Origin of the sequence: Frankia sp. AgB32 (assembly GCF_023243045.1) — a bacterium.
Taxonomy (GTDB): domain Bacteria; phylum Actinomycetota; class Actinomycetes; order Frankiales; family Frankiaceae; genus Frankia.
On sequence record NZ_JALKFX010000086.1, the window covers coordinates 16,326 to 30,530 of the forward strand.

The 14,205-nt window shown below is 74.7% G+C and carries 10 protein-coding genes; 6 read left to right on the plus strand and 4 right to left on the minus strand.

The window, feature by feature from the left end:
- Window positions 1–2 precede the first annotated feature (2 nt).
- Window positions 3–1,715, minus strand: coding sequence for a tetratricopeptide repeat protein (locus tag MXD60_RS20785; RefSeq protein ID WP_248821008.1), 1,713 nt, complete (start codon window positions 1,713–1,715; stop codon window positions 3–5).
- A 4-nt stretch (window positions 1,716–1,719) separates the two neighbouring features.
- A complete protein-coding gene (locus tag MXD60_RS20790; protein ID WP_248821009.1) occupies window positions 1,720–1,947 on the minus strand; it encodes a hypothetical protein in 228 nt (75 codons plus the stop codon).
- Window positions 1,948–2,385: 438 nt separating this feature from the next.
- Here MXD60_RS20790 and MXD60_RS20795 point away from each other — a divergent pair, with 438 nt between their 5' ends.
- The 4 genes from MXD60_RS20795 (at window position 2,386) to MXD60_RS20810 (ending at window position 6,361) form a co-directional block, all read left to right on the plus strand.
- Complete coding sequence (locus tag MXD60_RS20795; protein ID WP_248821010.1) at window positions 2,386–3,669, plus strand: hypothetical protein; 1,284 nt, start codon at window positions 2,386–2,388, stop codon at window positions 3,667–3,669.
- Window positions 3,670–3,800: 131 nt separating this feature from the next.
- A complete protein-coding gene (locus MXD60_RS20800) occupies window positions 3,801–4,499 on the plus strand; it encodes a response regulator transcription factor (RefSeq protein ID WP_248821011.1) in 699 nt (232 codons plus the stop codon).
- A gap of 17 nt (window positions 4,500–4,516) precedes the next feature.
- Window positions 4,517–5,812 (plus strand): hypothetical protein, encoded by a 1,296-nt coding sequence (locus tag MXD60_RS20805; RefSeq protein WP_248821023.1) that lies wholly within the window; start codon window positions 4,517–4,519, stop codon window positions 5,810–5,812.
- 108 nt (window positions 5,813–5,920) lie between these two features.
- Window positions 5,921–6,361: a hypothetical protein gene (locus MXD60_RS20810; RefSeq protein WP_248821012.1), complete on the plus strand. Its 441-nt coding sequence runs from the start codon at window positions 5,921–5,923 to the stop codon at window positions 6,359–6,361.
- A gap of 227 nt (window positions 6,362–6,588) precedes the next feature.
- Here the strand turns inward: MXD60_RS20810 and MXD60_RS20815 are convergent, their stop codons facing one another.
- Complete coding sequence (locus tag MXD60_RS20815) at window positions 6,589–7,722, minus strand: sensor histidine kinase (RefSeq protein ID WP_248821013.1); 1,134 nt, start codon at window positions 7,720–7,722, stop codon at window positions 6,589–6,591.
- A 72-nt stretch (window positions 7,723–7,794) separates the two neighbouring features.
- A complete protein-coding gene (gene eccCa, locus MXD60_RS20820; RefSeq protein ID WP_248821014.1) occupies window positions 7,795–11,892 on the minus strand; it encodes a type VII secretion protein EccCa in 4,098 nt (1,365 codons plus the stop codon).
- 99 nt (window positions 11,893–11,991) lie between these two features.
- Between eccCa and eccD the strand changes: the two genes are divergently transcribed.
- Together eccD and eccB are read left to right on the plus strand one after the other, a co-directional pair.
- Window positions 11,992–13,428 (plus strand): type VII secretion integral membrane protein EccD, encoded by a 1,437-nt coding sequence (gene eccD / locus MXD60_RS20825; protein WP_248821015.1) that lies wholly within the window; start codon window positions 11,992–11,994, stop codon window positions 13,426–13,428.
- 3 nt (window positions 13,429–13,431) lie between these two features.
- A partial coding sequence (eccB, locus tag MXD60_RS20830) for a type VII secretion protein EccB (RefSeq protein WP_248821016.1) occupies window positions 13,432–14,205 on the plus strand: 774 nt, incomplete at its 3' end.

Consider the following 14,205-nt stretch of genomic DNA (forward strand, 5'->3'; position numbering starts at 1 on the left):
GACTAGGACTCTGCTCGCCACATCCGCAACGCCGCAGCTATCGCGAGGGTGTGCGGGTGTTCCTCGCCGAGGATCCGGGCGGCGTCGGCGAGGACCTGTTCCTGGATGGTGATGGCGTCGGTGGTGCGTCCCGCCTGCCAGTAGGAGGAGGCGAGGCTTGCGCGGGCGGTCAGGGTGTCCGGGTGTTCCTCGCCGAGGATCCGGGCGGCGTCGGCAGCTAAATGGTGCCAATAGGCGACTGCGGGGGCGTGCAAGCCGGCGTCCAGCAGGCTGAAGCCAGACCTGTATAGCAAAGGATGGCCGGCGGCCTGCCAAAGGATCTTGCCGGCGGAGGCGGCGAGCGTGGCCGTGTTTCTGCGTAGGACGGCGACGAGGTCTGGGGCGGTGTGGTCGCCGGCAGGCCACAGGTTCAGCAGCGCGTTGGCGACGGCACGGCTGGACAGTTCCAGGTCGGCGGTGGCTTCCTGGGTGGCGCGGGCGGTCAGGGCGTGGACGCGCACCGCGCGGGCGCCGTCCCCGGGGGTGTGGGTGAGCAGGCCGTAGCGATCCAGCAGCCGCAGTGTCTTGCGGGCCTGGTCGGCGGTGACAGGGTGGCCGGCGTCGACGCCGCGCCGCGTCGACAGGTAGTCGGTGAAGGCGGTGGTGGTCCACAGCGTGTCGGGGTGGCCGTCGGGGTCGCAGAGGGCGGCCAACGCCAGGGCGGGGCGGGCCAGCCCGGCGGGGGTGGCGGCGTCGGCGGCGTCCAGGCCGAGGAGAAGAGTGATGGCCACGGGCCGGCCATAGGCGTCGGGGTCGGCGTCGGCGGGCATCAGGTCGGTCAGCTGCTCGTCGCCGGTGGTGTAGCGGGCCAGGTAGGTGGTGCAGGACTCCTCCTGGTTGATCAGGTAGGCGGCGGCGTGTGACAGGGCCAGTGGCAGGTGGCCCACCGCGGTGGCCAGGTCGGCGGCGCGCTCGTCGAGCAGGTGGGTTCGGTTGGCCTCGGCGAGCCGCGTGGTCAGGTAGGCCGCCGACTCGGCTGGCGTGTACATGTCAACATCCAGCCGACTGCGGCCCGAGCTGGCCAGGGCGGCTTCGCGCAGGCGGGTGGTGGCCAGCGTCCAGCCAGAGCGGCGGTGTGGTGGCCATCTGCCGGTGAGGTGGGTCGGGTCGGTGATGTCGTCAAGGACGATCAGCCAGCTGCGGTCGGTGGTGTGCAGCCATTCCACCAGCGCCGCGGCGTCGGCCGTCGGGTCGGTGCCGACGGCGCCGGGTGCGCCGACGCGCACCGCGGCGCGGGCGTAGGTGGTGATGATCTGCTCAGGGCTGCTGGCGGCGACCCAGACAACCAGGTCCGTGCCCTGGTCCATCGCGTCGTGGGCAAACCAGGCAGCCAGCTGGGATTTGCCGACTCCGCCTCCACCCGCCAGAATCCCCGCGGCCGAACCCACGGCGCCGCGTCGGGGCATGGGTTGAGTCAGAACCACGTCCTCGCCGCGGCCGCGCGCTGCCACGACCCGCTCCCGCAGGCTCTGCCTGGGCTGGAACGCCGACGCCCGCATCGGAGGCTGCCCCACCACGGCTGGCCAGACGACGGTGGGCGGATTGTGGATGTAGTTGTACTGGGTGTTGTGGTCGCCGTCCTGCCGCGCGGTCGGACCGTGGTACGTGTTGGTCCCGGTCGCCGGGACGGCCTGCTCGGGCCGCGATCCGGGACCGGGGGAGGGCGCGACGGCCACGCGGTCAGGCGCCGAAGCTGTTGGTCTGCTGGTTGTGATCCCCCTGCTGAATCGCGGTGTTCCCGGTGAACAGGTTTCCGGTCAGGGAATGTCCGCCGCCTTGGCCGGCGGCATCGCGGACCTGGGCGACGGCTTCGGTGAGAGCTTCGGCGAAGGTGGGGTCGTGCTCGGCGGCGTCCTCCAACGCCAGCTGCCAGACGCTGCCGGGTGCGCGGGGAGAGCTCGCCCGCATCCGCGGCCTCATCGGTGACCCGGGTCAGCACCGGATCGTTCTCGCCCAAGGCCTGGCTGACCAGGTCGTGGACGCGCTCAAGGCCGGCGTCGACGATCCGGTCTGTCTCCGCGTCAACCTGGCCGCCGACGCGGTGGGCCTTGCGCACCGCCCACGCGGCCAGGAGCCCCACCACCACTTCGATCCCTGTCACGCCCCATCCCCCATCCCCCGATTCGATGACCATAAGCACCAGAACCAGCACGCTGCGCACATTATCCCCTACACCCATGCAGGCCGGATCAACCGCCCAGCGCATCGGTAGCGCCCGCACTTTCTTCGTCGCCGACACTGCCCTGGCCACGCCGCACCCGAGCCCTCCGGGGGTCTGGTGAACTCCGGACGCCCCTCGGGACGTGATGCGGGTGCAGGCAGGGTCGGCGGTGTGGTGGAGGCGGTATGCGAGCGGCGGAGGCCGGCCGGGTCGGCGCGGGGCGGCGGCCGGTGCGCGGTGCCATCCCGACGCCGGTGCCGGTGCCGGTCGGGGTCGATCCCGACGAGCTGGATGTCCTCGCCGTGCCCGCCGGGCTGTGGGCCCGGGTGCCTGGTGGGCCCAGAGTGGCGCCCGGCGAGCCGGCGCTGCACGCCCTGCCTGATCCGGACGGCGCGATCACCGTCATTGCGGGCGCGCCCGGCGAGCCGCCTCCGGAAGTCGAGGCCATCGTCGGCCTGCTTCGTGCCCTTGCCGCCGCTGGGCGCCCGGACGTGATCATGGCGCCCTATGGCACCGGCGCCGATCTGCCCGCGGCGCTCGCCGCCCAGCTCGGTGTCTCGGTGGTGGCGCAACACGGACTGCTGTTCGCCGGAGCCGACGGGCGGCCGGTGGTCACGGTCCTCGACGCGGACCGCGGCTGGTGGCAGCCACTGGCCTGGCGGACGGTGTACACCCCGACGGGGCCGCCGTGGCCGCGGCACTGGCGCTCGCCCGCGGAGGGTCTCGCCGACCTCGGCGGGGGCCGCTACCAGCTCACGGACGGCTGGAGCCTGCGGATCGTCCCGAGCGGACTGGTCCTCGACCCGTCATCCCCGGTCAGCGACTCCTTCGCCCGGTCCGCCGACACCTTCTCCCCGTCCGCTGACGATCATGATCCGCCCGCCGACGCCGGCTCCCCGTCGGCGCGGGCCGCCGCCCGTGACGCTCCGGGCCGTTTCCTCGAGGGCGATGACGCACCGCATGACCCGGCCTGGTTCGACCTGTGGGTTCCACTGCCGTCGACCGGGCTTCCTGACGGGGTGCTCACCGCGCTGGGCTGGCTCGCCGACGCGCTGCCCGGGCAGGTGCGGACGCGGCTGCGGGTCACGCTCCCCGCGGGCACCGGTAAGGCCCAGGCGCGTCAGGTCCGCTGTGTGCTTCCCGCGCCGCAGCGGATCCTGCCGTCCACCCCACCCGACGTGGCCGGAGGGGAACCCGCGGGTGAGGTCGAGGGGATCGTCAGGTGGCGGCCGGATGAACACTTCGGGGTGCCCGCGCCGCCGGAAGCCCCCGTCGAGGAGCCGGGCGTAGGCCATCGGGGCGGCGAGCCGGCGGACGTGCCGGTCGACAGTCGCCCGGCGGATGCCGGCAGCGGTGGCGCTGACCTGCCGCAAGGCGGCCCCGGTGAGCCGCGGGCCGCCTCGACCCTGCTCGCGGTGACGGCGCAGGGCCGCCTGCGGCTGGTGGGTGCCCGACCCTCCGGGCCCTGATCGGGGTGCGCGGACGCACACGGAAAGTACTTTCGCGGCGGGGATGGCGGGTGCAAACATCGCTGTGTGCCAGGAATGCTCGTCAGGGTGGAAAGGCGCGGCTGCCGGCTCGGCCGGGTCGGCCGGGTTCCGTGCGGGTAGCGCTCGCCGACGACGCGGCCCTGTTCCGCGAGGGGCTGGTCCTGCTGCTGTCCACGGCGGGACATCAGGTCGTGGGCTGCGTGGCGGACGGTGACGCGCTGCTGGACCTGCTGAGCGTCGAGCCGGTGGACGTCGTCGTCCTCGACATCCGGATGCCGCCGGGGCCCGAGGGCGGGCTTAGCACCGCCGCGCGGGTGCGGTCGCGCTACCCGGAGATCGGCCTGCTGCTGCTCTCGCACTACGCCGAGACGCTTTACCTCATGCGTTTTCTGGAGATCGGCACCGAACGGATCGGCTACCGGCTCAAGGAGCGGATCGCCGGCGTGCAGGTGCTCACCGACACCCTGGACCGCATCGACGCCGGTGAGATCGTCATTGAACCAGCGCTGGCGCGGCGTCTCGTCGACCGCCCGGTCGCCGCCGGCGGCCCGCTGGCGTCGCTGAGCCCGCGGGAGTCCGAGGTGCTGCGGCTGATGGCGGAGGGCCGTTCCAACGGCGGCATCGCGGCCACCCTGTATCTGTCGGCGAAGTCCGTGGAGAAGCACATCGCCAGCATCTTCGCCAAGCTCGACCTGCCCGCCAGTTCCGCGGCGCACCACCGCCGGGTCCTCGCGGTGCTGCGCTACCTCGAAGCCCAGCGCGAGCTGGACGCCTCCTCCCCGGCCCGGCCCGGACCCGCGGGTGCCTGACCGGCCGTGACCCGCCGATGACCATCCCACCCTCCGCGCCGCCGCCGAGCACCCCGCCGGCGACCGTTCCGCCGGCTGGCACCTTGCCGGCCTTCACCCCGCTGACGACCACGCCGCCCGCGGCCGGCCCGCCCGCGACCGGCCCGCCCGCGACCTCCCCACTCCCGGTCGCCGTCCCGCCGTGGACCGTCCTGGCCGAGCAGGTCGCGGCGCTGCCCGCCGGCGCGCCCCTCGGCCGGCGGCTCGCGCCGTTGTTGCGCAACCTGTCCCGCGCCACCGGTACCGGGCAGGCTGTCCTCTGGCTGCCCGGCGGTCCCACGCCGTCCACCGCGGCGCCGGACCCGGCCCAGACGCCGCGCCTGCTCGCCGGTGATCTAAGCGTTCCCGCCGGTGATCCGGGCGTTCCCGTGGGTGATCCGGATGCTCCCACCCGTGATCGGGGCGCTCCCACTGATCGGCCGGGCGATCCGGCGGCGGGCACGTGCGTTCAACTGCGCGACGGCAGCCAGTTGCTGGGCGCCTTGATGATCACGAGCCGGGAGGGCGCCGCCCCGCCCACCGAGCCGCCGGCACCGCTGCTGGCCGCGACCGCCGACTGTGTGACGTTGCTGCTGCGCGCGGAGCTCGCCCACGAAGCCGAGCGGGAACAGGAGTCGGGCGCGGACGGGCTCGCCGAGCGCGCGGCCCGCATCGAGCAGGAACTGGCCGCCGCCCTGGACGTCGAGCGGCGCCGCCTCGCCACCTGGGTGCTCACCGGCACCACCCGCCGCCTGGCGGAGGTCACCCGGCGCCGGGAGGCCTTCGCCGACACCGTACGCGCCGACCCCGACCGGGCCGGACCGGCGCTGCGCGAGCTGCGGATCGCCGTCGACGAGCTGATCGAGTACTTCCGCACCGTCGTGCGCGCCGTGCACCCGTCGACCCTGCGCAGCCGCGGCACGGCCGCCGCGCTCGGCGAACTCGCCGCCGGCCATCCCCGCAGGGTGCACTGTGGCGGGGACTTCGGCCGCCGCGTCGGCTGGGAGATCGAGTCCGGGATCTACCACGCGGCGGCGGCCGTGCTCACCGCGCTGCCCGAACGCGGCGACGCGGAGGTCACCGTCCACTTCTCCCGCGCCGCCGGCCGCCTCGCCGTGCGCGTCGCCGACCCCGCCGCCGCCCTCGAACCGCTGCGGGCCAGTCTCCTCGACGACGCGCGCCGCCTCGCCGCGCTCGGCGGCGGCCTGCGCGTCCGGCTCTCGCTGGCCGAGGTCGCCGTCGTCGACCTGTGGCTGCCGGAACGCCCATCCTCCGGCGACGGTGACGACGTCTGAGCCGCCGGCAGCTCATCCCACGACGCCGGACGAGACAACAGACGCGCGGGCGACGGGCTATTGTTGTTTCCTGCCTGAATTCGTCTGTCGCCGGGAGAAAAGGCATTCGTGACTGAGCAGATCAGCGCCCCGCCTGTTGACGGCCGAACGGGAGAACGCCCGGCACGAAGCCGTCCGGTGATCCGCCTTCCTGCCGCGGGCCTGGTGGTGCTGCTGGCCGCCGCGGTGGTTCTCGGCGGCTGGTACCGCGTCAGGTTCCACGCGTGGCCATGGCCGTCGAGCCTGCCGGACAGGGTGACCTACTGCCAACGGGACTACAACGAGTCAGGCACGGCGGTGACGTTGGCCGAAGCGGGTGTGCGTGAGAAAGGCGCTGTGCGGCAGGTCGGTCACACCGGGGTCGGTGGTCTCGGGCAGGCTCTTTTCGCACATCCGCTTTCGGAACAGGCCCGTGCGTGGGCCCATCCGCCTCTTCCCTGCGCCATGATGGTCTACCTGCGCACCTCCGAAGGCCTGTATGCGCCCTACGTTCTCAGCGGCGGACCCTGACCTGGCCTGCCCGGGACGGTCGACGCCCTTCGGCTCTGCGCGCTTTCAGTGCACTCTGTGCGCCGCGGCGCACTGCGTCGAACCACGGCGCCGACGCCGGTGATGTCCGACGCCGGTGATGTCCGACGCCGGTGATGTCCTGAGCACGGTCGTGAGTTGGACGGCCGCGCCGCTATGAGTGCGCTGCGGCGCACTTCGCGCGGTTCAGTGTCCTGTGTGCGCGGTGGTCAGATCGGGATGATGGCGGTGATGCGGGTGCCCTGGCTGGGGGCGGAGGTGACCTGGGGGGCGGCGCCGATGGCGGCGAGGCGGGCGCGCAGGCGGGGCAGGCCGTGCTTGCTGGTCGGGTCCAGGCCGGGGCCGGTGTCGGCGACCTCGAACCACAGGCCCTGGTAGGTGTCGCGGACGGTGACGGTGACGGGGGCGCCGGGGGCGTGCTTGAGGGCGTTGTTCACCGCCTCCAGACAGGTGAAGTACACCGTCGACTCGATGATCGGCGGGTAGCGCCGGGTCCGCACGGCGGGGGAGATGTCCAGGGTGACGTCGGCGGCGTCGGAGAAGCCGTCGGTGAGGCCGGCGGCCAGGCCGGCGGCGCGCAGCGGTCCGGGGATGATCCCGGCGGCGGTGTCGATGAGCAGGCGGTGGGTGCGGTCCAGGCGGGAGCCGAGGTCGGCCAGGGCGTCGGTGAGGGTGTGCTCGTCGGCGGTCGCGGTGTCCAGGCGGTGCTCGACGACGGCGGCGGCGAGCTGCAACGACACCAGGTGCAGCTGCACGCCGTCGTGCAGGTCCCGTTCGAGGGCGTGCCGTTCGCTTTCCATCATCGACGCGGCCCGCTGGCGGGTGTCGGCGATGCGGGCGAGGGCGTCCTGGTCGCGGCGGCGCGCGCGGCGGGCCCGGTGCTGCGCCGCGGCGCCGGCGACGACGACGCCGAGCACGCGGGCGGCGTCGACCAGCGCCGGGCGCGGGTCTGCTGGCCGGGCGGGGCCCACGACGGCCGGGTGGGCCGGCGGTGTCAACGTCACGATGAGGGCGCCGACCTCGGTGCCGTGGTGGTGGATCGGGAACGTCGACACCTCGTCGTCGCACGCGGTGTCGGGCCGCTCGGGCGCCGCGGCGCCGCGGCGGAGCTGCTGGGGCGGCGTCCCGGCGAACTCGACGGGCGCGGTGTCCTCTCCGGCGCCGGCGAGGCGCAGGACGACGCGCCGGGCGCCGACCCGTTCGCCGATCCAGCCGGCCACCGGGGTCAGGTCACCGCCGCGCGCCCCGCCCGAGGGCAGCGCCGCCGCCGCCCGCAGCACACCCGGTGCCAGCTCGTCCGCCAGAGCGCCGGAGACCGTCCCGGTCGGATCGATGTCGGCCATACCGTCAGTGTGTCGCGACGCCGGCGCGGGGGTCGGCCGCGGGTCCATCCGTCCCGTCCGCAACCAGGCGACTCAGGCCTGCGCGGCGCCGGCGGCGGGACCGGCCGTGGAGTCGTCGGTGTCGTCGGGCTCGGTGTCGTCGGGCTGGGTGGGGGTGACGTAGCCGGTCTGGATGAGCTGGCTGCCGCGGCGCGTGCACAGCAGGGCGCGCCCGGGCGGCAGGTCGCGGGGTTTGACCCCGCCGAGCAGCGGGCCCTCCCCGCGCGGGCAGGACAGCGCCACGTCGGGGGTGTTGAGTTCCTGCAGGCGGCGTAGCAGCGGGTCCATCGACATGCGCATCAGGCCGGCGGCGGCGCGGGCGACGACGACGTGCAGGCCGATGTCGCCGCCCTGGGGCAGCAGCGGCACGAGCGGTGCCAGCGGGTTGTCGTGGCCGGTGAGCAGGTCGTAGTCGTCGATGAGGACGAACAGCAGCGGGCCGGTCCACCAGTCGCGCCGGCGCAGCCGGGCGGGGGTGATGTCGGGGCCGGGCAGGCGTGGGGTCAGGCCGCCGGCGGCGTCGCGGGCGGTGGCCTTCGTGCTGTCGGGGGAGACGGAGTAGCCGAGGCGGTAGGCGTCGGGGATCTCGTCGAACAGGCCGCGCCGGTAGTCCACCGCCATGATCTTCGCCTGCGCGGGGGTGTGGCGGGCGACGATCGCGCGGGCGACGAGGCGCAGCAGGTTCGTCTTGCCGCTCTCGTTGTCGCCGAGCAGCGTGAGATGGGCCTGGGTGGAGAAGTCATGCCAGACCGGTTCGAAGCGGCTCTCGTCGACGCCGAGGGCGACGCGCAGCGCACCGCTCTCGGGTGGGACGGGCAGGTCCTCGACGGGCAGCACCGCCGGCAGGGTGCGCACCGCCCGCACCCGCGGCCCGGGCCAGCAGTCGACGACGGAGTCGACGAGGTGGCGGGTGCCGTGGGCGAGGTCGTCGACGCTGGAACGGCCGTCGATGCGCGGCAGCGCGGCCATGAAGTGCAGTTTCGCGTCGGTGAGACCACGGCCGGGCAGTTTCGGCACGGCGGCGGCGGCGCGCAGGTCGATGCCGGACTCGACCGGGTCGCCCAGACGCAGCTCCAGGCGGCTGCCGAGCTTGTCGCGCATCGAGTGGTGCACCTCCGACCAGCGCCCGGCGGTGAGCATGACGTGCACGCCGTAGTTCAGCCCGCGGCCGGCGATCTCGCGGGCGGCCTCCTCGACGGCCTCGAAGTCCTGGCGCAGTACGAACCAGCCGTCGACGGCGAGGAACACCTCGCCGAACTCGTCGGGCGCCGCCCGCCCGGCGGCGATGGCCTCCCGGTAGGCGGCCATGCCGGACACGCCGAGCTCGGCGAAGCGCCGTTCCCGGTCACGCAGGATGCCGAGAAGCTCCGCGACGGTGCGCCCGACCCGGTCCGGGTCGTGGCGGCCGGTGACCCCGCCGACGTGCGGCAGGTCGGCGATGCTCGCCAGCGAGCCGCCGCCGAAGTCCAGGCAGAAGAACTGCACCTCGCGCGGCGAATGGGTGAGCGCGAGGCCGGCGATGACGGAACGCAGCAGCGTGCTCTTGCCGCTCTGCGGGCCGCCAGCGATACCCAGATGCCCGCCGCCGCCGCCGAGGTCGAGCACGAGCAGGTCCCGGACCTGCTCGAACGGCTTGTCGATGACGCCGACGGGGGTCCGCAGCCACCGCCGGTCACCGCCCGAACCCACGCCGGCGCCGGCGCCGTCCGGGTCGCCGACGTCGCCGACGGGGCGCAGCCCGTGCTCGGGATCGGGCAGCAGCGGCGGCAGCACCTGGTCCAGGGGCGGCGGGGAGTCCAGCGGCGGCAGCCACACCCGGTGCGCCGGCGGTCCCTGGTCGACGAGGCGTCCGACGAGCACCTCCATGACCGTGGTGGCCGCCGCGGCCCGCTCGTCGGCCTCGGCCTGCGCCGCCACCTCGTCGGCGTCGGCGTCGGGGGAGCCGGCGGGCGTGACGACCGGCGCCGGCGCGGTGTCGTACGGCAGGACCTGGCCGGCGATGACCTCCTGGCGAATCCGGGCCGAACGCAGCCGGTAGGGGCCGGAGACGTACGCCGCCTTGAACCGGGTGATCGTCGCGACATCGGAACGCAGGTAGCCGTTGCCGGGCGCGGCGGGCAGCTCGTAGGCGTCCGGCACGCCGATCACCGAGCGTGACTCCATCGCGGAGAACGTCCGCAGGCTGATCCGGTACGACAGATGCCCTTCGAGCTGGTGGATGCGGCCGTCGTCGAGGCGCTGCGAGGCCAGCAGCAGGTGCACGGCCAGGGACCGACCGAGCCGGCCGATCATCACGAACAGCTCGATGAAGTCGGTGTGCGCGGCGATCAGCTCGCTGAACTCGTCGACGACGACGAACAGTGTCGGCAGCGGCGCGAGCGGCGCGCCCTGCGTGCGGGCCGCCTCGTAGTCGCGCACCGAGCTGAACCCGCCGGCGGCACGCAGCAGCTCCTGGCGGCGCACCAGTTCGCCGCGCAGCGCGTCGCGCATCCGGTCGACGAGCGAGGCCTCGTCGGCCAGGTTCGTGATCGTCGCGGAGACGTGCGGGAGCCGGTCGAGGCCGGCGAACGTCGCGCCGCCCTTGAAGTCGACGAGCACGAAGTTCAACGTCTCCGACGAGTGCGTCACCGCCAGCGCCAGCACGAGGGTGCGCAGCAGCTCGCTCTTGCCGGAGCCGGTGGCGCCGATGAGCATGCCGTGCGGGCCCATCCCGTCCTCGGCGGACTCCTTGATGTCCACGTCGATGGGGGAACCGTCGGCGGCCACCCCGATCGGCACCCGCAGCCGCTGCGCGCCGGTGCGCGCCGCCCAGCCGGGCCGCGGGTCGAAACGTTCCAGGTCACCGAGGCCGAGCAGTTCGGGCAGGTCGAGGTTGGCGACGAGGCCCTCACCGGCCTTCTCGCCGATCGCGCCGGCACCGTGGCGGGCGAGCACCCGGGCGAGTGCGGCGACCCGGGTCGCGGAGAGCCGGTCGGGGGCGGCCAGGCGGGTGCGCACCTGTCGGCCGACCCGGTCGTGTTCGACGGTGTGCACCTCCTCGGCGGTGATGTCCAGGCGCAGCGCCTGGCGCGGGTTGCCGCCGTCGTGGCCGTCGAAGTCGACGAGCACGGCGTTGCGGTAACCGGAGACGAGGAACCGGGAGCCGGGTTGGATGCGCCCGCCGTCGTTGACGACGACGACGAACGGCTCGGCGCGCGAGGGCGCCGCCCCGGTCTCGAACCGGGCCCGTTCCCGGAAGTCCCGCCCGAGAAGCCGTTCGACGTCCTCCAGCGACTCGCCGACGAGGCGTACCGGCCCGGCGGCGTCGGTGTCCGCGGGATGCTGGGCGTGCGGCAGCCACTTCACCCACGACCACGCCTGCCGGCGCGCCGCCGTCGCGGACACGGCGATCTGCAGCTCGTCGGGGGCGTGGAAGGCGACGAGCTGGGCGATCAGCGCGCGGGCCAGCGCCAGGGCGGGTTCGCGATCCCCGTCGAGGCGGATGTGCGCGAACCCGCGCACGAACAGGGCGACGGGCTGGTGCGGGATCGTCGTGTAGGCGCGGGTGAACCGGCGCAGCGCCTTCGCGCAGACGGGTTCGAGGTCCTCCACCGGGCTGGACTGCAGCGGGGTGATCCGCACGGCCAGGCGCTGCGCGCCGGTGCCGATGCGGACCTCCCCGAAGTCCGGGTGCGTCGGGCGGCGTTCCCACAGCCGGCTCGTCAGCGCGAGTGACCACAGCGACTCCGGGTCGGGGTGGCGCCAGGCCAGCGCGTCACGCTGCTTCTCCGCGTAGCGGCGGACCTGGCGGCGGGTCTGGGAGAGGTAACGCAGGTAGTCGCGGCGCTCCCCGCCGAGCTTCTGGCGGCGGTTGCCGGACTGGCTGAGCATCTGCCCGGCGCCCATCCCGGCCATGCCCACGCCCATCATCGCCATCATGATCATCCCGGCCGGGCCGCCGCCGGACGCGCCGCCGACGAAGTAGAACATCATCCCGCAGGACATCAGCAGCCCCGGGACCACCATCACCAGGGTGCGCATGCCGCCGGAGGTGACCTCGGGGACGGTTGGCGGCTCCTGCAGGGTGATGTCCCCGTGCGGCATCTCCGGACCGGTGCGGCGGGCGGGGCGGCGGAACGGCACGGTGGACATGTCCCCTACACGCCTGCGCCCTGTCCGCCGGTTTGCCTCCCGAATGTGATGTGAGCCACTGCCCTGAACGGATCGGTCGGGCCGGTGCGTGCGGGGGATATGGCAGGCAGCAGCACGGCGGAGGTGTGCCGGCTCCTCGTCGTCGGACCGACGAGCCGCGTCGACCTGTCCGTGCCCACCCACGTGCCCCTCGCCGACCTGATGCCGGCGATGCTGCGCAGCCTCGGCCCGGACCTCGCCGACCGCGGCCTGGAACACTCCGGCTGGGTCGTGCAGCGCCTCGGTGAACCGCCGTTGGACGAGGACCTCTGCGTCGCCGACCACGACCTGCTCGACGGCGACGCCGTGCACCTGCGCCCCCGCTCCGACCAGATCCCCCCACTGGACTTCGACGACCTCATCGACGGCGTCGCCACCGGCATGCGGGCCCGCTCCGGCCGCTGGCGCATCCGCACGAACCGCGCCGCCGCCATGGTCGTGCTGGCGCTGCTGCTGCTCGCCGGCCTCGCGATGCCGCTGCTCGGCGCCCTGGACGGCCCTCCGGGCGCGGGCGGCGGCGAGGACTGGGGGTCCGGGGTCCCGCTGGCCGCCGGCGGTGCGCCGCTGCTGCTCGGCGCGGCGGTCGCCGCCGGCCTGTTCCTGCGCGAACGCCTGGTCGGCGGGCTGCTCGGCGCCGCCGCCGTCGGGTTCGCCGTCGAGGCGGTGCTGCTGACCCTCACCGCAGCGCCCGCCGGCGCCACGCCGTCCGGGCCGGTGCGCCTCGCCGTCGGCGCCGGGGTGAGCGTCGTCGTCGCGCTGCCGCTGCTGGCCGCGGTGGCCGAGCGGCGCCTGGCCCTGCCGATCGGCCTCGCGGTGCTCACCGCGGCGCTGGGGGCGGTCACGGCCGCCGCGCTGGTCGCGCTCGCCGGACTGAGCTGGACCCACACCGCCGCGATCCTCGCCGTCGCGCTGGCCGCCGGCCGGCCGCTGGTACCCCTGACGGCGTTCAGGCTCGCCAGGATGGCCCTGCCGCGGCTGCCGGTAGAACCCGACGAACTGCAGGACGACATCGACCCCGAACCCGGCCCCGTGGTGCTCGCCCGCACCGCCGCCGCCGACCGGTACATGACCGCCCTGCACGGCGCCGCCGGCGTGGCCTGCGCCGCCGCGCTCATCCGGCTCGCCGGCGCGCCCGGCTGGCTGCCCGCCACCCTCGTCGTGCTCGTCGCCCTCGCCGGCGCGCTCGCGGCGCGGCCGATGACGTCGGGCTGGCACCGCATCGCCCTGTGCCTGCCGGCCCTCGCCGGCCTCCTCGCCCTGCTGCTCGACCTCGCCGCCCGCGCGGGCGGCACCGCCGGCGCGGGCGTGGTGCTCGCGGTGACGCTGCTGCTGGCGCTCGCGGCGGCCGTCGGCGCGCACGTGCTGCCCCGGCGGCGCCTCACCCCGCGGTGGGGCCGCGTCGGCGACTGGGTGCACGTCACCGCGCTGGTCCTCGCCGTTCCGCTGGTCATCTGCCTGCTCGGCGGCATCGGCCTCGTCCGCTCCCGGATCGGCTGAGCCGTGCAGTCCCGCCGCGACCAGGTCGACGCCCACGCCTACCTGCTGACCCGGCTGACCAGCGCGCTCGTCCGCGCCGAACCGGACGCGCTGGAAATGCCCACCCGCCGCGACACCCGCGGCGTCGTCGGCGGGACGCTGCTGGCCGTCGGGATGCTCCTCGGCGTCGCCGCCTGGGCGCTGCTGTTCTCCGGCGGCTCCACCGCCTGGCGCCAACCCGGCAAACTCATCATCGACAAGTCCACCGGCAGCCGGTTCCTGCTCGCCGGCGGCGAACTGCGCCCGGTGCGCAACATCGCCTCGGCCCAGCTCGCCTATGACGGCCCCCTCGACCTGGTGAGCGTCGCCAGCTCGCGGCTGGCCAGCATGCCCCGCGGCGCCCCGATCGGCACCCCCGACGCCCCCGACCTGCTGCCCGCGGCGAAGAAGCTCAACACCGGCGTGTGGCGGGTGTGCGCGCCGGGCGTTCCGGCCGCCGCGGCGGGCCCGAACGCGGCGGTGCGGATCGACATCGGTGCGCCGCCCGCCCCGGCGGCCCGGCGGATGACCGGCGACGCCGCGGTGCTGGTGTCCTCCGCCGGGCGGCAGTACCTGCTGTGGCGTGGGCAGCGCCTCGCGCTCGACCGGCCCTGGGCCGCCGACGTCCTCGGCTACGGCGGCGCCGAGGTGACGCCCGTCGACCCGGGGTGGCTCGCGCTGGTGCCCGCCGGGCCGGCGCTGACCCCCGTCGACGTGCCCGGCCGGGGGGGGGGGCCCCCCCCCCGCCGGGGGGGGTGT

What these genes read in the sequence shown, in the direction of transcription:
- MXD60_RS20790 (WP_248821009.1), bottom strand. Translation starts at nt 1,947, where the DNA reads ATGCGGGCGAGCTCTCCCCGCGCACCCGGCAGCGTCTGGCAGCTGGCG.
- MXD60_RS20795 (WP_248821010.1), top strand. Translation starts at nt 2,386, where the DNA reads ATGCGAGCGGCGGAGGCCGGCCGGGTCGGCGCGGGGCGGCGGCCGGTG.
- MXD60_RS20805 (WP_248821023.1), top strand. Translation starts at nt 4,517, where the DNA reads ATGACCATCCCACCCTCCGCGCCGCCGCCGAGCACCCCGCCGGCGACC.
- MXD60_RS20815 (WP_248821013.1), bottom strand. Translation starts at nt 7,722, where the DNA reads ATGGCCGACATCGATCCGACCGGGACGGTCTCCGGCGCTCTGGCGGAC.
- eccCa (WP_248821014.1), bottom strand. Translation starts at nt 11,892, where the DNA reads ATGTCCACCGTGCCGTTCCGCCGCCCCGCCCGCCGCACCGGTCCGGAG.
- eccD (WP_248821015.1), top strand. Translation starts at nt 11,992, where the DNA reads ATGGCAGGCAGCAGCACGGCGGAGGTGTGCCGGCTCCTCGTCGTCGGA.